The sequence below is a fragment of the Latilactobacillus sakei subsp. sakei DSM 20017 = JCM 1157 genome, from assembly GCF_002370355.1.
Lineage (GTDB): Bacteria > Bacillota > Bacilli > Lactobacillales > Lactobacillaceae > Latilactobacillus > Latilactobacillus sakei.
In genome coordinates this window covers 1,278,674-1,300,264 of the sequence record NZ_AP017929.1, presented here as the reverse complement: position 1 = coordinate 1,300,264, position 21,591 = coordinate 1,278,674, and the positions used below count along the sequence as shown (strand labels likewise).

21 protein-coding genes are annotated in these 21,591 nt (G+C 41.9%); 5 read left to right on the top strand and 16 right to left on the bottom strand.

All coding sequences use genetic code 11. The features are described from left to right. Positions 1 to 5: 5 nt before the first annotated feature. From atpH to LEUCM_RS06475, 10 genes are all read right to left on the bottom strand, one after another. A complete protein-coding gene (gene atpH, locus LEUCM_RS06520) occupies positions 6 to 548 on the bottom strand; it encodes an ATP synthase F1 subunit delta (protein WP_011374828.1) in 543 nt (180 codons plus the stop codon). Continuing rightward, positions 535 to 1,056: a F0F1 ATP synthase subunit B gene (atpF, locus tag LEUCM_RS06515; RefSeq protein WP_011374829.1), complete on the bottom strand. Its 522-nt coding sequence runs from the start codon at positions 1,054 to 1,056 to the stop codon at positions 535 to 537. The genes atpH and atpF overlap by 14 nt, the downstream gene beginning before the upstream one ends. A 62-nt stretch (positions 1,057 to 1,118) precedes the next feature. Next, complete coding sequence (gene atpE, locus LEUCM_RS06510) at positions 1,119 to 1,331, bottom strand: F0F1 ATP synthase subunit C (RefSeq protein ID WP_011374830.1); 213 nt, start codon at positions 1,329 to 1,331, stop codon at positions 1,119 to 1,121. 18 nt (positions 1,332 to 1,349) lie between these two features. After that, positions 1,350 to 2,063, bottom strand: a complete 714-nt coding sequence (atpB, locus tag LEUCM_RS06505) for a F0F1 ATP synthase subunit A (RefSeq protein ID WP_011374831.1) — start codon at positions 2,061 to 2,063, stop codon at positions 1,350 to 1,352. 308 nt (positions 2,064 to 2,371) lie between these two features. Further along, a complete protein-coding gene (gene upp, locus LEUCM_RS06500; RefSeq protein WP_011374832.1) occupies positions 2,372 to 3,001 on the bottom strand; it encodes a uracil phosphoribosyltransferase in 630 nt (209 codons plus the stop codon). A gap of 157 nt (positions 3,002 to 3,158) precedes the next feature. Further along, positions 3,159 to 4,406, bottom strand: coding sequence for a serine hydroxymethyltransferase (glyA, locus tag LEUCM_RS06495; protein WP_016265264.1), 1,248 nt, complete (start codon positions 4,404 to 4,406; stop codon positions 3,159 to 3,161). An 85-nt stretch (positions 4,407 to 4,491) separates the two neighbouring features. Then, positions 4,492 to 5,520 (bottom strand): L-threonylcarbamoyladenylate synthase, encoded by a 1,029-nt coding sequence (locus LEUCM_RS06490; protein WP_011374834.1) that lies wholly within the window; start codon positions 5,518 to 5,520, stop codon positions 4,492 to 4,494. 29 nt (positions 5,521 to 5,549) lie between these two features. Beyond that, a complete protein-coding gene (prmC, locus tag LEUCM_RS06485; RefSeq protein WP_016265265.1) occupies positions 5,550 to 6,419 on the bottom strand; it encodes a peptide chain release factor N(5)-glutamine methyltransferase in 870 nt (289 codons plus the stop codon). After that, positions 6,397 to 7,494, bottom strand: coding sequence for a peptide chain release factor 1 (gene prfA / locus LEUCM_RS06480; protein WP_011374836.1), 1,098 nt, complete (start codon positions 7,492 to 7,494; stop codon positions 6,397 to 6,399). Before prfA ends, prmC begins: the two co-directional genes overlap by 23 nt. Positions 7,495 to 7,500: 6 nt before the next feature. Then, on the bottom strand, positions 7,501 to 8,094 hold the full coding sequence (locus LEUCM_RS06475) for a thymidine kinase (RefSeq protein WP_011374837.1): 594 nt from the start codon (positions 8,092 to 8,094) through the stop codon (positions 7,501 to 7,503). A gap of 177 nt (positions 8,095 to 8,271) precedes the next feature. Here LEUCM_RS06475 and LEUCM_RS06470 point away from each other — a divergent pair, with 177 nt between their 5' ends. Continuing rightward, positions 8,272 to 9,621: a Mur ligase family protein gene (locus tag LEUCM_RS06470; protein WP_016265266.1), complete on the top strand. Its 1,350-nt coding sequence runs from the start codon at positions 8,272 to 8,274 to the stop codon at positions 9,619 to 9,621. Further along, positions 9,618 to 10,361, top strand: coding sequence for a type 1 glutamine amidotransferase (locus LEUCM_RS06465; RefSeq protein WP_016265267.1), 744 nt, complete (start codon positions 9,618 to 9,620; stop codon positions 10,359 to 10,361). The genes LEUCM_RS06470 and LEUCM_RS06465 overlap by 4 nt, the downstream gene beginning before the upstream one ends. A 69-nt stretch (positions 10,362 to 10,430) precedes the next feature. Here the strand turns inward: LEUCM_RS06465 and ppdK are convergent, their stop codons facing one another. Beyond that, a complete protein-coding gene (ppdK, locus tag LEUCM_RS06460; protein ID WP_035148785.1) occupies positions 10,431 to 13,052 on the bottom strand; it encodes a pyruvate, phosphate dikinase in 2,622 nt (873 codons plus the stop codon). Between the two features lie 172 nt (positions 13,053 to 13,224). On the opposite strand from ppdK, the gene LEUCM_RS06455 reads away from it, so the two are divergent. The 3 genes from LEUCM_RS06455 to LEUCM_RS06445 all read left to right on the top strand — a co-directional run bounded on the left by LEUCM_RS06455 (position 13,225) and on the right by LEUCM_RS06445 (position 15,032). Next, complete coding sequence (locus LEUCM_RS06455; protein ID WP_016265269.1) at positions 13,225 to 13,848, top strand: helix-turn-helix transcriptional regulator; 624 nt, start codon at positions 13,225 to 13,227, stop codon at positions 13,846 to 13,848. A 19-nt stretch (positions 13,849 to 13,867) separates the two neighbouring features. Next, the gene (locus tag LEUCM_RS06450) at positions 13,868 to 14,665 is read left to right on the top strand and encodes a pyruvate, water dikinase regulatory protein (protein WP_016265270.1); all 798 of its coding nucleotides are present in this window, start codon (positions 13,868 to 13,870) and stop codon (positions 14,663 to 14,665) included. Between the two features lie 121 nt (positions 14,666 to 14,786). After that, on the top strand, positions 14,787 to 15,032 hold the full coding sequence (locus LEUCM_RS06445) for a hypothetical protein (protein ID WP_016265271.1): 246 nt from the start codon (positions 14,787 to 14,789) through the stop codon (positions 15,030 to 15,032). Positions 15,033 to 15,081: 49 nt separating this feature from the next. Here LEUCM_RS06445 and LEUCM_RS06440 read toward each other — a convergent pair whose 3' ends face one another. The 5 genes from LEUCM_RS06440 to LEUCM_RS06420 all read right to left on the bottom strand — a co-directional run bounded on the left by LEUCM_RS06440 (position 15,082) and on the right by LEUCM_RS06420 (position 21,591). After that, positions 15,082 to 15,726, bottom strand: a complete 645-nt coding sequence (locus tag LEUCM_RS06440) for an HD domain-containing protein (protein WP_016265272.1) — start codon at positions 15,724 to 15,726, stop codon at positions 15,082 to 15,084. A 73-nt stretch (positions 15,727 to 15,799) separates the two neighbouring features. Beyond that, positions 15,800 to 16,774, bottom strand: a complete 975-nt coding sequence (gene manA, locus LEUCM_RS06435; RefSeq protein ID WP_016265273.1) for a mannose-6-phosphate isomerase, class I — start codon at positions 16,772 to 16,774, stop codon at positions 15,800 to 15,802. Between the two features lie 101 nt (positions 16,775 to 16,875). After that, positions 16,876 to 17,886, bottom strand: a complete 1,011-nt coding sequence (locus tag LEUCM_RS06430) for a serine hydrolase domain-containing protein (RefSeq protein WP_016265274.1) — start codon at positions 17,884 to 17,886, stop codon at positions 16,876 to 16,878. 97 nt (positions 17,887 to 17,983) lie between these two features. Continuing rightward, positions 17,984 to 19,861 (bottom strand): ABC transporter ATP-binding protein, encoded by a 1,878-nt coding sequence (locus LEUCM_RS06425; protein WP_025016449.1) that lies wholly within the window; start codon positions 19,859 to 19,861, stop codon positions 17,984 to 17,986. Beyond that, positions 19,861 to 21,591, bottom strand: coding sequence for an ABC transporter ATP-binding protein (locus tag LEUCM_RS06420; RefSeq protein ID WP_011374848.1), 1,731 nt, complete (start codon positions 21,589 to 21,591; stop codon positions 19,861 to 19,863). The genes LEUCM_RS06425 and LEUCM_RS06420 overlap by 1 nt, the downstream gene beginning before the upstream one ends.

Here is a 21,591-nt window from a genome sequence, read left to right as displayed (position 1 = left end):
ATTGACTATTTCAATAATAACGACTTAATTTGGTCTAAGCCGTGTTTGACACTTCCATCGATTACCTTATGGTTCGATTCAAGCACGATACCACCAATAATATCTGGATCAACGACACTTTCGATTAACACTTCGTTTAAACCTTCGCGTTTAGCGAAAGATTGACTGATCTTAGCTAATTGATCATCGTCTAAAGCAACTGCTGAAGTCACCTTAGCGTGTGCAATCCCCTTATGTTGATCGTAAAGATCTTCATAAGCTGCGATAATATAAGGCATTTCAGCCATTCTTTGATAGTCAAAAACTAAGCTCAAAAAGTGTTGCATTAAAGTACTAAAATCATTACTCAACGATTCTAATAAGTTACGCTGTTTCAACCCAGATAAGGTTGTATCTGTTAAAACTGTGCCTAATTTTGGATTGTCATTGAAAATGGTCTCGAGTGCTTGTATCTCATCATGGATACTTTCAAATTGTTGCTCTTGTTCTGCAAGGGAAAATAAGGCCTTTGCATAGCGTTGTCCGACTGCATACTTATCTAGTTTCATTTTGCTTGTCCAACCCTTCAATATAGGAATTGATCAATGACTTTTGATCAGTGACTGACAATTCTTTCTTAATGAGTTTAGAAGCAATTTCAATAGATAATTGAGCAACATCATCTCTCGCACTGTTTAACGCATCTAAACGAGATTGTTCGATGTCTTTTTTAGCATTTTGTTTTAAAGTTTGGACTTCTTCTTGAGCGAGGGTAACCATACCTTCGCGTTGTTTTTCACCGTTTTGTTTAGCTGTGTTAACAATCTCAACGGCTTCTGATTTAGAGCTCTTCAACTCTGTTGCACGTTGTGCGGCCAATTTGGCAGCATCTTCGCGTGATTGAGCGGCGCTATCTAAATCATTTGTGATTTTATTTGAACGTTCCTGCATCATTTTTGAAACAGGTCCGAAAGCAAATTTACCCACTAAAGCGACTAAGATGATGAAGACAACAAGTACAAATAGTGAATCTCCAAGGTAAGATGCAGAAGCACCAACGATTAAATTACTAAACATCTATTGACACTCCTTCCTTGACTTACTGTCTAATTTTTAAAGTGAAACGTTGTTCACTCGGATTAACTAAATAAGATCAAGAAAGAAACGACGATTGATAAAATTGGAACAGCTTCAATTAAACCAACACCGATAAACATTGTTGATCTTAATTGTGCTGACAATTCTGGTTGGCGTGCCATACTTTCGATTGTCTTAGAAATTACCTTACCATTACCGTATGATGCTGCGAATGCTGCAAGTCCTGCTGCGATAGCTGCTGCTAAAAAGTTCATATTTTTTTCCTCCTGATTTTAGTCTTCCATTTCGACTTTCTCTGAAATGTAGACCATTGATAATGTTACAAATACAAAGGCTTGAATTGATCCGATAAAGACGGAGAAGCCTTGCCATACCATTTGAATTGGTGCTGTGACAAGCATTGTGGCTGGGCCATGCGAGAAAGCCATCTTAACTAAAAGATTCAATAAAACTTCCCCGGCAAAAATGTTCCCATACAAACGCAATGACAGCGTCAAGAAATTGGTAAATTGTTCGATGATATTAATCGGTAAGAAAAATCCTACTGGTTTAATATAACTCTTCAAATAATTACCAAATCCTAGTCGTTCAATACTGAAATAATGCGAAAGGACTAATACAATCATCGCTAAGGACATTGTAATAATCGGATCCGCAGTTGGACTCTTCAGCCAAACCACTTCGTCCACCTTCATCTGGAAAATCAAACCGAACTGATTACTAATGAATACGAAAAGAAACATAACAAAGGCAAATAGGTAGAATTGCTTCCCTTCTTCGCCCGGCATAGCACTCTTAACGATACCATTAGTAAAATCGATCATCCATTCCAGGACGTTCTGCCGCTTGGTTGGTTTCAACGCAATCTTTCTTGATAAGAAGAAGACGAGCGCGAAAACAATTGCTGCACTTAATAATACCGAAAGGCAGTTCGCTAAATTAAAACGAATTCCCAAAATGCTAATAATGGGATATTTATCACCCACAAGATTCCCTCCTTCCCTAGGCTTATTTAATAGTTAACGCGAGTTTTCCGATTAACAACTACGTACAACCAATTAACCTAAAAAACAGTAACATTTATGTAAAGAGACGCATAAATTATTACCGCAACACAATTAAGATAATACCACCATTAATTTGAAAGTACAAAGTAATTAGTGATTAATTTGTAATTATTTTTTGTTGAGTCGGTTAAGCGTTAAATAAAGCGTTAGCATGTTCAAAATGTAACGTTGGGTATCAAAAAAGCGTCCGCCAAATCGCCGAACGCCTCCTATTATATGTGCATTAATTATTTAGTCCCGAATAAGCGATCACCGGCATCGCCCAAACCAGGATAAATGTAGCCTTCTTCATTCAATCCATCATCTAAACCAGCTGCATAAATATCAACATCTGGATGTGCTTCTTGCACAGCTTTAACGCCTTCAGGTGCTGCTACTAAAACAACTAAACGCATTGATGTTGCGCCACGTTTTTTAAGGGCATCAATTGCCATAATAGCAGAACCACCAGTTGCCAACATTGGATCAACGATGAATAATTGACGTTGGTCAATATCTGTTGGTAATTTAACGAAATATTCGTGTGGTTGAAGCGTCTTTTCATCACGATACATTCCGATATGACCGACCTTAGCAGCTGGAATCAATTCTAAAACGCCGTCGACCATGCCTAAACCGGCACGTAAAATTGGGACAACTGCTAATTTTTTACCGCTCAGTTGCTTTTCAATAGCTGGGCCCATTGGTGTTTCAACTTCAACGTCTTCCATTGCTAGATCGCGCGTAATTTCGTAAACCATTAATTCGGCAATTTCATTCGCCACTTCACGGAACACTTTAGTCCCCGTATTCTTGTTACGAATAATTGTTAATTTGTGTTGAATTAACGGATGATTTAAAACTGTGAACTTTGCCATTACCTTTTGCCCCTATTCTATTCAATTTGATGGAAAGAATTTCAACAAAAAAGAGTGACTCCAAAGAAAACATCCTCTGAGCCACTCTCCTTTCCGCTTAAAATTCTGTTTACTATTGTAGCGTATATCACAGTAAAAAACTAGCGGTATTCCTAAATTAATCTAAAAACTTTGCTTGTGTGATTGGGAATTGGTCGGTTAATTTCAAGACCGCTTCACTAATTGCTGTCATCGCTTCTAGTTGATCATGTTTTTCGATCACTTCTAGAATTAAATTGGCAATTTGTTCACAATCCGTTTCTTTAAAGCCACGCGATGTAATGGCCGGTGTGCCAATTCGAATCCCGCTTGTCTTAAACGGACTTAATTTTTCAAACGGAATTGTATTTTTATTAACCGTAATATGCACGCTATCCAATAGATTTTGCAGTTCTTTTCCATTTAGGCCACTATTGGTCAAGTCCAATAGCATCAAATGGTTGTCCGTCCCCCCCGAAACGACCCGGACTAAATCTGATTGGTCAAAGACAGCTGCCATTGCTTGCGCATTTGCAACAATTTGTTTTGTATAAGCTGTAAATTCTGGTTGGAGCGCTTCACCAAATGCAACTGCTTTAGCAGCAATCACGTGTTCTAGTGGTCCACCTTGAATCCCTGGGAAAATGGCAGAGTCAATTGCCTTAGCATATTCTGCTTTGCAAAGAATCATCCCACCACGCGGGCCCCGCAATGTCTTATGAGTGGTCGTTGTGACAACATCGGCATATGGCACTGGACTCGGATGAACACCCGTTGCGACTAAACCGGCAATATGGGCCATGTCAATCATCAAATAGGCACCAACCTGATCGGCAATTTCACGTAACCGCGGAAAATCAATTGTGCGACTATAAGCTGAAGCACCAGCAACAATCATCTTAGGATGCACTTCTTGCGCCTTAGCAGCTAAGCTAGCATAATCCAATTGTTCGTTGGTATCAGCAACGCCATAGCTATAAAAGTCATAGAGTTGGCCACTAAAGTTGAACGGTGACCCATGCGTTAAATGGCCGCCATCAGTTAGATTCATCCCTAGAATCTTATCGCCAGATTCTAATAGCGCTTGATAAACCGCCATGTTAGCTTGTGAACCAGAGTGAGGTTGGACGTTGACGTGATCGGCACCAAATAATTCTTTAGCCCGTTCAATTGCAAGTGTTTCGATTTGATCGATATACTCGCAACCACCGTAAAACCGCTTGTTGGGATAACCTTCCGCATATTTATTCGTTAGCACACTGCCCTGTGCCTCTTGAACAGCACCCGAAACAATATTTTCAGACGCAATTAATTCAATATTATGACGTTGCCGATTTTCTTCTTGCTTAATTAAATCATTAATCACTGGATCTGTCTTAGCTAACATGCACAACACTCCTTAGGGGGATTATTGGGTCAAAAGTGCTCACTTGCAATTCACGATCACTGGTCATTAGGCAATTACTTAACCATTAATCGGCTTGTTGCTTGCTAAAATACTTTTGCCCTGCTGATTTTTCGAGACGGTTCATATACGCTAAACCAACACCTTCCTTGGCAAAGCCTTGGACAAGGATTAGTTTAACTTCCGGATTCAAATCAAAATACCGTAGTCCTTCAAATAAATGCTGGCTCGCTGTGACAACCGATTCACCTAATGAGAATTGGTCCTTGAAGCGGACTTTTGCTTGCTTTTCCAAAATCGTATCGACGGCCATCACACCAAATGGGACAGCTTGTTGGCTAGCCCAGTCAATCGCAGCATCAAAGTCATCCGGATTAGCGACAATATAAACCTGTGCGTTAGGCGCATAATGCTTATACTTCATCCCGGGTGCTTTCGGTGTTTCTGCTGCTCCGACTTTGTGCTTATTGGTCATAATTGGACCAATGACGCGTTCAATAGCTTCTTGTGTTACCACGCCTGGTCGTAAAATAACTGGGGTTGCGACACTTAAGTCAATAACCGTTGATTCCAAGCCAACACCGGTAGGCCCGTCATCAATGACGCCGGCAATCTTCCCTGTCAAATCATGTAATACATGATCAGCAAGCGTTGGACTTGGTTTCCCAGAAGTATTAGCTGATGGACCAACGATTGGTACCCCAGCGGCTTTAATCAATGACAATGTCACTTGATTGTCTGGCATTCTAAAAGCAGCGGTTTTCAAACCACCCGTCACAACGGCATCAAATGCCCCATGCTTCAAGGGCAAGATAATCGTTAATGAACCAGGCCAAAAAGCTTTGACTAATTGCCCAAAAGCCGGGTTTGACGTCACTGCGTAATGTTCAACCGTTTCAACCGAAGCAACATGGACAATCAATGGATTATCGCTAGGACGTCCTTTGGCAGCGTAGACCTTCTTAACGGCTGCTGGATTAGTCGCATCTGCCCCTAAGCCATAAACCGTTTCGGTTGGAAAAGAAACTAATTCGCCCGCATTTAAAGCAGCGGCTGCTTGTTCAATTTGGTTGACTGTGTATCGTTTTGTTTCCATTGTATGCCTTCCTTAATCAACATCTTATTCTATAATAACAAATTCCGATTAAAATCGTAACTCACACGCATCATTCTAGACCAATTTGCCATATCCTTTTGTACTTCTAAGCTAAACAGAGGATCTTTTTGTTCAAAAATCCGAACAATCGCTTCTTTTTGTTGATAACCGAACTCTAAAAAGAGTGCGCCATCTGGTTCTAAAAATGCGGGGACTTCCTGCGCAAAGCGTTCATAAAAGGCTAACCCATTATTAGGCGCGAATAACGCTAAATCCGGTTCGTGCTTAAGTACCGAAGCATCCATGACAGAGCGTTCGTCTTCTGCAATATATGGCGGGTTCGAAACAATCACGTCAAATTGTTGCCCCATAACAGGCGTCAAGAAATCACCTTCGATGAAGTCAACCTTTGCACCTAATGTTTGGGCATTTTGTTGAGCCACGGCAATTGCTGCCGGTGAAATATCAACCGCAGCCACTTGCCAATCAGGGCGTTCACAGGCCAAGGTAATCGCAATGGCACCAGAACCGGTCCCGACATCTAGCACTTTTAGTGGTCTATCCTTAACAGGGGCTACTGACAATACCCATTCTACCAATTCCTCGGTCTCAAGTCGCGGAATAAGCGTTGCGGGCGTCACCTTAAAATCACGTCCGTAAAAATTGGCATAACCTAAAATATATTGTGCCGGTTGGTCCTCCGCAAATGCCGCCAAATCGGCTTGATATTGTTCATACTCGTTTGCGGGCATTTCATCTCTGTAATGCAATACTAATTGAGTGGTCGTCCAATGATGACGTCCTAATAATAGGAAACGCGCTGCTTCACGTTCCTTATTGCGTTCTTCTAAAAATAAAAAAGCCCAATTCAGGGCTTTAAGATAAGTGAGCTGTGCCATCTTGTAATTGCTCCAATTTCTCTGTTTGATCGAAGAGGATTAAGGCATCGATTACGTCGCCTAATTCACCATTCATAATGCGATCTAACTTATTGAGCGTCAAACCAATTCGATGATCAGTCACACGGTTTTGTGGATAATTATACGTTCTGATTCGTTCTGAACGGTCCCCAGAACCAACGGCTGATTTACGACTTGAGTCATATTCACTCTGGTTTTGTGATTCATAATAATCATAAACACGTGCTTGTAAAATCTTCATTGCTTTAACACGGTTTTGTTGTTGTGAACGTTGATCTTGCATTGCAACGACAATCCCAGTTGGAATATGGGTCATCCGAACAGCTGAAGAGGTCTTATTAATATGTTGACCACCAGCACCAGAAGCACGGTAAACATCAACCCGAATATCTTTTGCTTCTAATTCGACATCAACACCATCGTATTCAGGCATAACAGCAACGGTTGCTGTTGACGTATGAACACGGCCTTGTGATTCCGTCTTTGGGATCCGTTGAACACGGTGTGCACCATTTTCATATTTTAGTTTAGAATAAACATTCTTACCGGTAATCATCATCGCAACTTCTTTGAAGCCGCCGACTTCAGTAGCCGTTTCATCGATGATTTCTGTTTGCCAGTTTTGTGATTCAGCGTAACGTTGGTACATGTTGAGGAGGTCACCCGCAAAGAGACTTGCTTCGTCCCCACCAGCAGCGCCCCGAATTTCCATGATGATATTTTTTTCATCGTTAGGGTCAGTTGGTAACATTAAAATCTTAATTTCTTGTTCTAATTGGGCTTTTTCAGTTTGGAGTTCTTCTAAATCAGCCTTAACTAATTCTGTCATTTCAGAATCGGTTGTTTCTCGCAAAAGTTCTTCATTTTCAGTCACTTCGCTTAAAACTTCCTTCAAACGCGTATACTTGCCCACAATTTCGCGCAAGCCCGCTTCTTCCTTAGAAAGTTCCATGTAGCGACTGGTTTCATTAATCACTTCTGGATCAGACATTAATTCCTGTAATTCTGCATAGCGGTCTAATAAACCATCGAGTTGTTCAAACATTTTATCCATGAATGATTAGCCTTCCTTTTCAATCTCTTCTTGTATTGGTGGGTTAAAATAGTGCTTCCGGCATACTGGATAGTAAGCTTCATTGCCACCGATTTGAATCTGTTCACCTGTATAAACAGGCAAGCCGTTATTCATTCGCAAGTTCATAATCGCCTTTTTGCGGCAGAACCAACAAATGGTCTTCATTTCTTCTATCTTATTGGCAAACAATAAGAGGTATTTCGAGCCTTCAAATAATTCATTCTTAAAATCATTTTTAAGACCAAACGCCATCACCGGGATATTCAAATCATCAACGACTTTGGCAGCTTCGATAACATGGTGCCGTTCTAAAAATTGTGATTCATCAATTAAAACACAAGCGGCATCTGGATTAGTTGCTTCAACCAATTCGTAAATATTCGTGTCCGAAAAAATTGGTGTTGCTTCGCGTTTCAAACCAATTCGACTTGAAACGATTCCCACGCCGTCACGATTATCAATCCCACTGGTTAAGATAATCACTGATTTATTCTGTTCTTCATAATTATGAGCAACTTTTAGAATTTCAATTGATTTACCACTGTTCATTGCACCATATCGAAAAAATAATTGCGCCATTTCCAAACACCCCTATATCAAAGCACATTTTAATCTAGTATACCTGAAAATAGGAATCGCAACAATATCGGCCCCGATAAAAACTAAAGTTTCTATAAATTTTGCCCCTTCATGACTTCCCTATCGTCGTTTTCCAGAAAATATGCTATTATTATGAACATTGAAAGGGTGGCTTGCATGACAATTAAAAGTTCATTTGCAACAACAACGGGACGTTTTTCATACTGGTTCTTACATACCTTTATGAAAGGCGGCAGCTCTTTACCTGGTCAGATTGCAACAAATCTAGACCCCGCTGTTTTGAAAAACTTAACTAAAAACTACGACGTGATTATCATCACTGGGACTAATGGTAAAACGTTGACGACGGCTTTGACGGTTCAAACGCTCAAGCAAAAATACGACAACATCATGACCAATTCAACAGGATCAAACATGATGCAAGGAATTACGACGGCCTTTTTGGCCCATCATCCTAAAAAAGGTCAAAAACAACTTGCAATTCTTGAAGTTGACGAAGCCAACGTCGAACCACTTTGCCGCTACGTTGAACCTAAGGCAATTGTGATGACTAACATCTTTAGAGATCAAATGGATCGTTTTGGTGAAATTTATACCACTTATAATAAGATTTTGGCTGGCGTTAAGCTCGTGCCTAATACAACCTTAATTATGAATGGTGATGTGCCACTTTTCTCATCGGTTGAATTACCTAATCCTAAAATTTACTACGGTTTTAATCATCAACCAGATGGCGAAATGCTCGCACCAAGCAATACAGACGGCGTTTTGTGTCCTGTTTGCCAACATATCATTCACTACAAGTTCATCAGTTATAGTAGCCAAGGCAAATTCTACTGCCCAAATTGCGGCTTCAAACGCCCTGAACTAACGGATCAAGTGACGGCCATCAACGAAATGCGCCCAACAAGTTCTCAATTTGAAATTAACCAAGCACCTTTTGAAATCTCAATCGGTGGTATGTACAACATCTATAATGCTCTCGCAGCTTACAGCGTTGGCCGCTTCTTGGATGTCCCTGTTTCGGATATTCAAAAAGCCTTCACGCAAAATAAAAAAGTTTTCGGTCGCCAAGAAGTGATTCAATTGAAGGACAAGGCGGTCACATTGGTGCTTGTTAAAAACCCAGTTGGCTTAAACCAAGTCCTCCAAATGATTAGCTCTGATCCAGAAGATTTCTCATTGGCAATGTTACTGAACGCTAACTACGCTGATGGTATTGATACAAGTTGGATTTGGGACGGTGAATTCGAAGACCTCTTGAAACACCACATTCCAACGGTTATCACTGGTGGCGAACGTCGCGATGATATCACTTTCCGCTTGAAAGTAGCTGGCGTTACTGACGAACAACTACACGAAACAGCCGACTTAGATGCGACATTAGCAGCGATTGAAGCAGCCCCTACGAAACATGTTTACGTACTTGCTACCTACACGGCAGTCTTACAATTACGTAAAAAAATGGCAGAGGCCAACTACATTAAGAAAGGACTATCAGTATGACCCAAACTTTAAAAATTTGTCATCTTTATGGCAACTTAATGAATACTTATGGGGATCTCGGCAATATTTTAGTCCTCGATTATTACGCTAAAAAGATTGGTTTAAAAACTGAAACAGAAGTCATTAGTATCGGCCAAGATTTCGATGCTAGCCGCTATGACATCGTCCTCTTCGGTGGTGGCCAAGATTTCGAACAAAAAATCATTTCAGAAGATCTTAACAGTAAAAAAGCTGCACTCACAGCATACATCGAAAATGGCGGCGTAATGCTTGCCATTTGTGGTGGTTACCAATTATTGGGCCACTACTACATCGGTGCGAACGGTGATAAAATTCCTGGGATTGGTGCCCTTGATCACTATACACTCAGCCAAGATAACAGCCGTTTTATTGGCGATATCGTGATTGAAAATCGTGAATTTAACGAAACTTACCTCGGCTTTGAAAATCATAACGGTCGGACTTTCTTAGGAAAAGATGAAAAACCACTTGGTTATGTTAACCGTGGTCATGGTAACAATGGCGAAGATGGTACTGAAGGTTGTGTTTATAAAAACACCTTTGGTTCTTACTTCCACGGCCCAATCTTAACCCATAACGGTGTCTTAGCTAAACGCCTCTTAACAACAGCGATTAGCCGCCGTTTCCCAGAGTTTGATCTTCAACCACTAGCGGACCTTCCAATCGAAGAATCCCGCTACCAAGTCGACGCAGCTGGTGTCAAAAAGGTGCAAAATTAAAAATTAAGTACTCCCAAAAGAACCCCGACAATATCTTTTTCGATATTGCAGGGGTTCTTTTTTTGCATTTTAATCTACCAATGTTAATTGACTTTGAGCTGCTGCCAAACGCGCACTTGGCACACGGTATGGTGAACACGAGACATAATCAATGCCCAAATCACGATAAAACGGCATCGCTGCTGGATCACCACCGACCTCGCCGCAAACGCCAATCGATAAATCAGGTTTGGTTTGACGGCCTTTTTGAACCGCCAATTGCATCAAAGCACCGACACCATCTTGGTCAAGCGTTTGAAAGGGTTCAGCCGGCATCAAGCCTTGTTGCTGATAATCCGGCATAAAATGGCCAATATCATCGCGGGAAAAACCATACGTCATTTGCGTTAAATCATTGGTGCCAAAACTGAAGAAATCTGCGGTCGCTGCGATTTGATCCGCAACTAAACACGCCCGCGGAATCTCAATCATTGTGCCAATTTGATAAGTTAGTTGTTGCTGATTTTCTACCAAATAGTCGTTGATGGTTTGCTGTAATAGTTGCTTTAGATATGCCATTTCAGTCGCTGTGCCAATTAGAGGCAACATTATTTTAGGAGCTACAGCATGGTGGTGCGTTGTTTGAACCGCCAAGGTACTCTCAGCAATCGCTAAGACTTGCATTTGGTAAATTTCAGGATAGGTCACCGCCAAACGACTGCCACGATGGCCTAACATAGGATTAATTTCCGCTTTGTCAGCAATCCGTCGCTTAATTTCAGCCAGACTAATGCCTAGCGCGGTTGCTAATTCAGCCTGTTCCGCTTCATTTTGCGGTAAGAATTCATGCAATGGTGGGTCTAACAAGCGAATTGTACATGGTCGCTCTTCAGCTAATGAAAAGATTTGCTTAAAGTCAGTTATTTGGAGGCTTTTTAGTGCCGCCAACGCCACTTGGCGATCCGCTAATTCAGTTGCTAAAATCATTTGGCGCATTTTAAAAATTCGTTCTGGGCCAAAGAACATGTGCTCCGTCCGTACAAGTCCTAACCCCTGTGCGCCAAATTCAAAAGCAGCCGCCACTTCTTGAGGTGTCTCAGCATTGGCCCAAACCGCAAAGGGTGCAATCTCATCACACCAACTGAGCACCGTTGTAAGCGTTGTTTCATGAACACCGGTTTGTTGGGGCAACGCCCCTAAATAAAGGTGACCGGTATGACCATCCACCGAAATAATCGCCCCTTCTTTTAAAACTCGGCCGGCAAAATGCGCCTCACGTTGTTCATAATCCACTTGAAGCTGCTGACAACCAACGACACAACAACAGCCCATTCCTCGGGCAACAACTGCCGCATGCGATGTCATCCCACCACGACTAGTAACAATTGCTTCACTGATTACCATCCCATCAATATCTTCTGGTGACGTTTCTTGGCGAACTAAAATGACTTTTTCACCAGCTTCGTGTGCCTGTTGTGCTTTTTGGGCGTCGAAATAGATCGCACCAGTAGCAGCCCCTGGACTCGCTGGTAACCCAGTCAATAACTGTGTTGCCTGTTGCACCGCACTAGTTTCAAAAAGTGGGTGTAACAACCCATCAATCATCGTCGGCTTCAAGCGACTAATCGCGGTTGGCCGATCAATCACCCCTTCATCAACTAAATCCACAGCAATTCTAAAAGCAGCCGGTGCGGTGCGTTTGCCAACCCGTGTTTGTAAGACATATAACTGCCCAGCTTCAATCGTAAATTCCATATCTTGCATATCCCGATAGTGGGCTTCTAATTGATTGGCAATCATTTTGAATTGTTCATAAATTACTGGCAATTGCGCCTTTAACGTCGCAATTGGTTCGGGGGTTCGAATCCCCGCCACCACATCTTCACCTTGTGCATTCAATAAATATTCGCCAAACAAACCAGGTTCACCAGTTGCTGGGTTCCGAGTGAACGCAACGCCGGTTCCACTTTGCCCCTGATAATTACCAAAGACCGTTTGTTGCACGTTGACTGCGGTTCCCATGGCACCGTCGATTTGATTTAAACGTCGATAAGTCTGCGCACGTGGATTCTGCCATGATTTAAAGACAGCTTCAATGGCCAGTCGCAGTTGTTGATCAACCGACTGTGGAAATTGATATTGTCCGGCCGCTACGTACAAGCCTTTATAGGTTTCAATCAATTGTTTTAAATCAACTAACGTTAAGTCTGTATCCTTTTGAACTTGCCGTTTATTTTTAAGCGCCGTTAATGCCGCTTCAAAAATTGGCTTATCAATACCGTAAACCACATCCCCAAACATTTGAATCAACCGACGATAACAATCGTAAGCAAACCATGGATCATTGGTCATTTCAGCTAAGCCGATTACCGTTTGATCGTTTAACCCTAAATTCAAGATAGTATCCATCATCCCCGGCATTGAGATTGGTGCACCACTGCGGACGGACACCAATAACGGCTGCTCAGCATTCCCTAATTGCCGCTGCGTCTTTTCTTCAAGAATATGAATCGCTTTCATTAATTCGTCTTCTAAAAAGCCCGCCTCTTGTTTAGCACTTGCTAAGTATTGTCGACAAGCAGCCGTTGTAATTGTAAAACCGGCTGGCACGGGTAATCCTAATCGCGTCATTTCCGCTAAGTTGGCTCCCTTACCACCTAATTCTTGATTGGTTAACGTTTGATCTTCAGCAAAAGCATAAATACAGTTCATGATAGCGCCTCCAAATTTTATCGATAACCGCATTATATAGTGTGTCACATTACAAGTCAATAGTGTATCTTATAAATTTTAATAGGTCACGCTATTATGTGAATATATTGCAATTAGCGTAACGCTATCCTATAATGAATTTATTGAACCCGATTTATTCAAAGGAGCGCTTATGGAATTATCTAACCGTCAACAGGAAATTATCAAAATCGTCAAAGCGAATCAACCCATTAGCGGCACTAAAATTGCTGATCAATTACACCTTTCTCGGGCAACACTGCGCAATGATTTCGCAATTTTAACGATGACCGGCATTTTGGACGCCCGCCCTAAAGTTGGCTACTTTTACGTTGGCCAAGAAGTGATGCCGCTCTTAACCGATGAACTCTACCAAGAAACAGTCGGTCAACTGATGGTCCCACCTCTTTTAATCCCTCAAACGACAACGATTGATGAAGCGGTCACGCAACTATTCATGCACGATGTTGGGTCGCTTTATGTAACGGATGAGCAGTCAGGTTTGCTAGGTGTTTTATCACGAAAAGACTTACTGCGGGCAACCATTAATACAACTAATACACAAACTACGCCTGTTGCCATGATTATGACGCGAATGCCAAACATTACAACGACCACCGAGGAAACATCTGTCTTACACGCCGGTCAACGGTTAATCGCCCATCAGGTTGATTCATTGCCAGTGGTTGCAATCGACGGTATCACCGTCATTGGCAAAATCACCAAATCAATTATTATGCGCTATTTCATCGAAGCCGGACTACACAATCAATCATAATTTTTTGGAGGATTATAAAATGTCAGCGATTCCAATTTTTATCATCTCAGATTCAATTGGCGAAACTGCTCGAACAGTTATCGCAGCGGTTAACGCGCAATTCCCCGCTTCAGTCACCCTTAAAATTCAACGCTTTCCGTTTATTACCGATCAAAAAACATTAACCCCCATTTTGCAAGATGCCCATCAAGAACAGGCAATTATTGTCACAACACTTGTTAACCACACGCTTCAAGAAACGGTGACGCAATTTTGCCAAGCCAAGCATTTAACCTTAATCGACCTTCTGTCTTCGCTGACCACCGCCATTAGCGAACGCAGTCAAACCGCATCGCTGGAAACCCCAGGCTCATTACGGAAACTTGATGAACACTATTTCCATCGCATTAGCGCCATGGAATTTGCCGTTCGTTACGATGACGGTCAAGATCCACGTGGTTTATTAGAAGCCGACATCGTTCTATTAGGTGTTTCGCGGACCTCAAAAACGCCACTCAGTATGTATTTGGCCAACCAAAACTATCGCGTGGCCAACTTACCACTCATTCCCAACGTGCCATTACCAAAAGAATTATTCAAAGTGCCCGCCCATAAGATTATCGGTCTAACCATGCCACTTTCAACACTGCTAAAAATCCGCCAAGAACGTTTGGCCACCTTGGGATTACCGCAAACAACGAACTATTCCAATATGACAACCGTCGGTGACGAGCTTGCCTATGCCAACCAGATTTTTGAACAATTAAACGCCACGACGATTAACGTTGCTGGTCGCTCGATTGAGGAAACGGCTAGTTTAATCCAAACCTTAATCTAAAGATTAAGGAAACGACTTAACCTTTTTTAAAGAAAAAAGCCGATTTTTATTCATAAAATATCAATTGTTTGATAACATTCCCCGGCTATACTGTTGTTATAGATTAAAAGGAGCGATCGATATGCTAATAAAAAGCCAAAACATTGAATCCGTTAAAATTAAAAGTATTGATAGTCAAGATAAGGTCCTCGCGACAACCGAGTCCGGCGAAATTATCGAACTACATATCACCGATCAACAAAAGAAGGATCGGCTTTTCTGGGAATCATTGGTGAACGTTTTACGCGCTGAACTCTGGCTCCCCCTCAAAAAGAAAACCCATGAACTCTTACAAAACGACTGGTTAGCAGAACCAGAATTAAATTAACTAAAAAGAACGTTGACCAGAAGTAATTCTAGCCAACGTTCTTTTTTAGTTATTTTGCACCTTGCCATTCCGCAATGTACTCGGCCACAAAATCTTGCATGACTTGTGTTCTAGCGGTTGCGATTTCTCGCGCCACTTGCGTATTCATCGTCGCCGCGAGTTTGAAGAGCTTTTCATAAAAATGATTAATCACCGTTGAAGGTTCCCGATAATTAGCCTTGGTTAACTCGGCCCGTGGTTGAATTTCAGGATCATAAGCCACCCCATCGTGAGCGCCGCCATACATAAAGGTCCGGCCAATACCAATCGCGCCAATCGCATCCAACCGATCCGCATCTTGAACGATTTGCCCTTCTAAACTTAATGTCTGGTGCTGATTAATATTTTTAGAAAATGACATATGATCGATGATGTCAAAAATCGTGGTTGATTGCATCTTATCAATGCCATTTTGGGTTAAAACAGCCGCTACGCTTTGGCGGGCTTGTGCCACATCGCTAACAATTTTTTCATCAATCACGTCGTGCAATAGTGCGGCTAATGTAATCGTTGTTAAGTCGCCATCACCAACTTGGCGTTGAATTAAGCGGGCATTATTGACAACCCGTTGAATGTGATCAAAACCATGGCCACTATGCTCCTGAGCTAACGCTGTTCGTACGAATTGTTCAATTGCTTCAATTTGTTTTTGCATAACTGCCACCCTACTCTTTTAATCATTAAAAAAATTGCAACCACGGCTGCGGTTGCAATTCGTTATGTTTATTTTACTTGTTACCCGGTTCTGAAGCAATAATTTGCATGTTACCTTTTAAGTCCCATGACTTAATGCCAAATGGTAAGACAAAGTGCATATTCTTATGAATTGGGTAGGTTTGACCATCCGCAACCAGTTCACCTTCACCGTCAACCACTGATAATAAAGTATAAGGGGCTGTTGTCCGATCAAAGTGTAAATCACCCTTGACCAACCATTGGTAAACACTGAAAAATGGTGACATTGGGGGTTGCACATAAGTTGTGATGGTTGAATCCCCAACGTGTTCTGTTTGAATATTCAAAACAGGATCTTGATGGGGAACAATCGTGGTATCAATTGATTGTTTTAGATGCAATTCACGTTTTTCACCCGTCTTCGCATCTACTCGATCATAATCGTATAACCGATAAGTCGTATCACTACTTTGTTGCGTTTCAAGGGCCATAATCCCCTTATTCAAGGCATGAATTGTGCCACTTGGGACGTAGAAAAAGTCGCCTGTTTTAACAGGTACTTTGCGCAATAAGTCATCCCACTTACCCGCTTCAATCATTTCCGTTAGTTCTGCTTTGTTTTTAGCATGATGACCATAGATTAAGTAAGCACCTGGTTCGGCATCTAAAATATACCAACATTCAGTCTTACCTAATTCTGTAGGACCTTCATGAGCAGCTGCATAGGCATCATCTGGATGGACTTGAACTGATAAGCTTGCTTCGGCATCCAAAATCTTCGTTAATAATGGGAAAACTTCCCCTTTGGCATCGCCAAAGTAATCGCGGTGTTGAGTCCAAGCTTGATCTAATGTGAGGCCTTTTAAGGGACCATTTTCGATTGTGCTGGGACCATGTGGATGTGCTGAAATCGCCCAGCATTCACCAATGTCACCATCTGGTAAATCATAGTCGAAGGCTTCTGCTAATTTGCGGCCACCCCAAATTTTTTCTTGGAAAACTGGTTTTAGAAATAATGGTTCTGTCAATTCAATCACTCCTAATGCACTTTATTTATCAATGTTTCTATTCTACCATAAATGAAAGCGGATAAGACATGGTAGTAACTGTTTTTAAAGCGATTTCGTGATTAGCCCTTATCTTCAGCCAAGAATTGATCCACAATCATTGTCCGACGATCAAGAAAAGTTTGATTATCTGCTGTCGGGTGAATCCGATTGCTCAACACTACCAAGCCTGTCTGGCGTTTTCGATCGAGTAACATAAATGTCCCTGTAAAACCGGTATGATAAATCAATGGTGTCTGATCTGCCGTAAAACGTAAATCCCAACCCAATGACCGGCCTAGATGGGCTGGTGTCCAGTCGCGGTATAAGCCCTTAACACTTGCTTGACTAACAGGTGCCTCAGCAACCTTTAATTGCCCTAGTTGGAACTGCGCAAACCGCACAACATCGTCTAGGGGTGCAAATAATCCTGCTGCACCACTATGATTTTGCAAAACATAACTCTTCGGGTCATGCACAACACCTTGAATAAGGCCTCTAGTCGTTGTTAGTTCGGTGGGTACTGCTCGGCTTGCTTCTGGGGCAAACGTACTCTCGGTCATCCCTAAGGGGGTTAAAACCAGACTTTGAATTAAGTCTTGAATTGGTTTGCCATAAATCACTTCTAGCATCCAGCCCAAATACAACATGCCGATATCCGTGTAGACGACCTTTTTCCCAAAATTAGGCCCAACCGTCAATTGCGTCAACAGCGCTTCTTTTAATGCTGGCGCAGCTAACTGATTACGATTAGGAATATAGCCCTCTAAGCCCGATGTGTGAGTCAAGAGGTGCAAAACCGTCACCCGTCGATCTTTAAACGCTGGTAAAATACTATGAACCTTGGTCGTAAGTGACAAGCGTCCTCGCTCTAACAAACGGAGAATCAACGTCGTCGTCCCAATCACCTTCGTCAAAGACGCTAAATCGTATAATTGTCCTGGTTCTAACGGGATTAGTTTAGGCGTCAGTTCTGAATAACCAAGGACCTTCGTCGTCACTTGCTGGCCTTCAATCACGGCATATGAAACACCTGGTACAACCTCATCAGCCACTAACGCCTCAATTTGGTGAATCGTTTGTTCAAATCGCATCTCAAAACCTCCTATTTGAATCAATACTATTAGTATACGCCATCTAAAAAAAGACACCACCAGTTTAACCTGATGGTGTCTCTTATTTAATAGCGATTTAAATCTCGACGTTCCCTGAGAATTGGCTGTTATATAGATCAGCGTAAAAGCCGTCTTGAACCATCGATTCATCATGTGTGCCGGTTTCCATAATTGAACCGTGATTCATCACAATGATATTATCCGCATCCCGAATCGTTGATAAACGATGGGCAACAACGAAACTCGTTCGATTTTGCAATAGACGTTCCATTGCGTGTTGGATATGAATTTCAGTCCGCGTATCAACAGAACTGGTTGCTTCATCCAAGATTAAGATATCTGGATCGGCCACAAAGGCCCGGGCAATCGTCAATAATTGCCGTTGACCTTGTGAAATATTTGAAGCTTCTTCATTCAAGACTGTGTTATAACCTTCAGGTAATTGACGAACAAAGCCATCAACATGGGCTGCTTTAGCAGCTGCCAAAATCGCTTCGTCTGAAGCTGATTCATTACCGTACTTCAAGTTATCCCAAATCGTCCCGGTGAATAGCCAAGTATCTTGAAGAACCATCGCAAAATGACTCCGCAATTCTTCCCGACTCATATCACGTGTATCGACACCTTTTAATTTAATCGAACCGCCACTAACATCGTAGAAACGTTCAAGTAAATTAATAATAGTTGTCTTACCAGCCCCGGTAGGACCAACAATCGCGATCATTTGGCCCGGTTTAACTTGTAAATTATAGTCCGTCAACAAGAGATCCTTGCCTTGGTAACCAAATTCAACATGTTCCATTTCTAATTGGTTGGCATCATCTTGCACAACTGGGACAGTTGAAGGTTCTTCAGACATATCTTCTTCATCTAAAACAGCAAAAACCCGTTCAGCTGAAGCAATCGTTGATTGAATTGTGTTTGCCAAGTTAGCCAATTGTGAGATTGGTTGTGAGAATTGTTGTGTATATTGCATGAAAGCCTGCATGTCCCCTAATGTGACTTGACCGTGTGAGACGCGAATCCCACCGATAATCGCAACGAAGACGTACCCTAAGTTATTGACGAAAGTCATCAATGGCATGATCACCCCAGAGATAAATTGGGCTTTCCAAGCAGCTTTATACAACTTTTCATTTTGTTCTTCAAACGTATCAATCGTCACTTGTTCCCGGTTAAAGGTCTTCAAGACCACTTGACCGGAAAAGTTTTCTTCGATTTGATTATTTAATAAGCCTAAACTCTTTTGTTGTGCAGCAAAGAATTTTTGCGACTTAGGTGCGACAATCCCAACGACAATTAAACTCAACGGAATTGTGACCAAAGCAATCAGCGTTAATTGCCAACTGATCGTCAGCATCATCCATAAAACACCGATAAACGTTACCGTGCTGGTCACCATTTGCGTTAAACTTTGTTGTAGCGTGCTGGCAATATTATCCATATCATTAATCGCACGACTCATGATATCCCCGTTTGAATGGGTATCGTAATAATTGATTGGCACTCGTTGCATCTTATCTTTCAATTCCTTACGCAATTCATAGACGGTTTGTTGTGAAATCCGCGTCATAATAAATTGTTGTAAGAAACTGAAGACGGCTGAAGCAAGATACATCAAGATCACCGTCATGATAATGTGTTGAATCTTATCGAAATCAATTGGTAAGCGATCCATTGCAATCCCAGCTTTTTGCATGGCATTGCCTTTCATCACCCCTTTAAAGATTTCAGTTGTTGCTTCCCCTAAAACTTTGGGCGTTCTAATCTGGAAAATAACGGAGACAATCGCCAAAACAATGACAAATACTAAGGCAATTAAACGGCTCGACATGTATTTCAATAAACGATTAGTTGTGCCCCAGAAATTCTTAGGCTTTTCAACGACGCCACCCATGCCGCGACCTGGACCGTGACCACCTTGTGGCCGGTTTGTTGCTGCTTTTTCTGCCATTAGGCTTCATCCCCCTCTCTGATTTGTGAATTGATAATTTCTTGGTAAGTTGCATTTGTTGCCTTTAATTGGGCATGCGTGCCTTTACCAACCATTTGGCCTTCATCTAAGACCAAGATTGTATCGGCATCAGCCACAGTTGAGACCCGTTGTCCAACAATGACGACGACACTCTTTTGAATTTCAGTATCTTCCTTCAAGGCTTTGCGTAAAAGGGCATCCGTCTTGAAATCTAAAGCTGAAAATGAATCATCAAAAACATAAACTGATGCGCGTTTAACTAATGCCCGGGCAATCGCTAATCGTTGACGTTGACCACCTGAGAAGTTACCGCCACCTTGTTCAACGTGACTGTCTAAGCCACCATCAAGTTCGCTAACGAAATCCTTCGATTGGGCAATTTCAAGTGCATGCCAAATCTGATCATCAGTTGCATCCGGATTCCCATATTGCATATTTTCGCGAATCGTCCCTGTAAAGAGATTGGCTTTTTGCGGTACAAATGCGACTTGTTCATGAATATCATGCAATGTCACATCTTTGACATTTAACCCATCAACTTGGACTTGGCCGGCTTCAACGTCGTAAAAACGCGGAATCAAGTTAACCAAGGTTGATTTACCTGAACCAGTCCCCCCGATAATCGCAACGGTTTGACCAGCAGATGCTTGGAAATCAATCTTCTCTAAGGCTAATTTTTCTGCATTTTGGTAGCGGAAGTTAACATTATCGAAGGCCAAGCTGACAGTTTGATCTGTAAAACTCTTGGGATTTTCTGGATTTTCAATTGGTGTTTGTAAATCCAAGACTTCATTAATCCGAACGGCTGATGCTTGTGCCCGTGGAATGAAGACGAAAACCATTGAAAGCATCATGAAACTCATTAAGATTTGCATCGCATAAGTCATGAAGGCTAATAAGTTCCCCACTTGCATGGCTTGATCAGCAATTAAGTGACCACCCATCCAAGTGATTGCAATGTTTGTCCCACTCATAATCAATGTCATCACAGGTAACATGACAGACATGATACTGTAGACCTTTTTAGCATTTTGTGTGTAATCTAAGTTCGCATCGTCAAAACGTTCCTGTTCGAACTTATCGCGACGGAATGCACGGATTACCCGCACCCCTGTTAAGCCTTCACGGAAAACTAAGTTAATCCGGTCAGTCTTCTTTTGCATCGCTTTGAAAAGTGGCACGGCAAAGTACATCACGACACCGATAAAGATTGCCATCAATGGTAAGACAACGACGAAGATTGATGTTAATTGCGCGTTCTTTTGGTAAGCCAAGAAGCTGGCACCAATCAACATAATAGGGGCCATGATCATCATTCGTAAGAACATCATTGCCACATTTTGAATTTGAACAACATCATTGGTCGTCCGTGTAATCAGTGAAGAGGTCCCCACTTGGTCCATTTCATCGTGTGAGAAATTGATGACCTTTCGATAAATATCTGATCGTAATTTTTGCCCCAGACCTTGTGATGTCTTAGCAGCTAAATAAACGTTACAGATTGCGGCTAGGATACTGATCAATGAAAAACCGAGCATTTTAAAGCCGGCTTGCCAGATATAATCAATATCTCCTTTGGCAATCCCGTTATTGACAATATCAGACGTCAAATTAGGGAGATACAAGTTACTGACAACTTGAATCACCATGAATAAGACAGCACCGAAAACGGCTAAGCCCGACATTCTCTTTTTTGCAAGTTTAATCAT

Coding starts and splice junctions, on each gene's coding strand:
- atpH (WP_011374828.1), bottom strand. CDS start 548: ATGAAACTAGATAAGTATGCAGTCGGACAACGCTATGCAAAGGCCTTA.
- atpF (WP_011374829.1), bottom strand. CDS start 1,056: ATGTTTAGTAATTTAATCGTTGGTGCTTCTGCATCTTACCTTGGAGAT.
- atpE (WP_011374830.1), bottom strand. CDS start 1,331: ATGAACTTTTTAGCAGCAGCTATCGCAGCAGGACTTGCAGCATTCGCA.
- upp (WP_011374832.1), bottom strand. CDS start 3,001: ATGGCAAAGTTCACAGTTTTAAATCATCCGTTAATTCAACACAAATTA.
- glyA (WP_016265264.1), bottom strand. CDS start 4,406: ATGTTAGCTAAGACAGATCCAGTGATTAATGATTTAATTAAGCAAGAA.
- LEUCM_RS06490 (WP_011374834.1), bottom strand. CDS start 5,520: ATGGAAACAAAACGATACACAGTCAACCAAATTGAACAAGCAGCCGCT.
- prmC (WP_016265265.1), bottom strand. CDS start 6,419: ATGGCACAGCTCACTTATCTTAAAGCCCTGAATTGGGCTTTTTTATTT.
- prfA (WP_011374836.1), bottom strand. CDS start 7,494: ATGGATAAAATGTTTGAACAACTCGATGGTTTATTAGACCGCTATGCA.
- LEUCM_RS06475 (WP_011374837.1), bottom strand. CDS start 8,094: ATGGCGCAATTATTTTTTCGATATGGTGCAATGAACAGTGGTAAATCA.
- LEUCM_RS06470 (WP_016265266.1), top strand. CDS start 8,272: ATGACAATTAAAAGTTCATTTGCAACAACAACGGGACGTTTTTCATAC.
- LEUCM_RS06465 (WP_016265267.1), top strand. CDS start 9,618: ATGACCCAAACTTTAAAAATTTGTCATCTTTATGGCAACTTAATGAAT.
- ppdK (WP_035148785.1), bottom strand. CDS start 13,052: ATGAACTGTATTTATGCTTTTGCTGAAGATCAAACGTTAACCAATCAA.
- LEUCM_RS06455 (WP_016265269.1), top strand. CDS start 13,225: ATGGAATTATCTAACCGTCAACAGGAAATTATCAAAATCGTCAAAGCG.
- LEUCM_RS06450 (WP_016265270.1), top strand. CDS start 13,868: ATGTCAGCGATTCCAATTTTTATCATCTCAGATTCAATTGGCGAAACT.
- LEUCM_RS06445 (WP_016265271.1), top strand. CDS start 14,787: ATGCTAATAAAAAGCCAAAACATTGAATCCGTTAAAATTAAAAGTATT.
- LEUCM_RS06440 (WP_016265272.1), bottom strand. CDS start 15,726: ATGCAAAAACAAATTGAAGCAATTGAACAATTCGTACGAACAGCGTTA.
- LEUCM_RS06430 (WP_016265274.1), bottom strand. CDS start 17,886: ATGCGATTTGAACAAACGATTCACCAAATTGAGGCGTTAGTGGCTGAT.
- LEUCM_RS06425 (WP_025016449.1), bottom strand. CDS start 19,861: ATGGCAGAAAAAGCAGCAACAAACCGGCCACAAGGTGGTCACGGTCCA.
- LEUCM_RS06420 (WP_011374848.1), bottom strand. CDS start 21,591: ATGATTAAACTTGCAAAAAAGAGAATGTCGGGCTTAGCCGTTTTCGGT.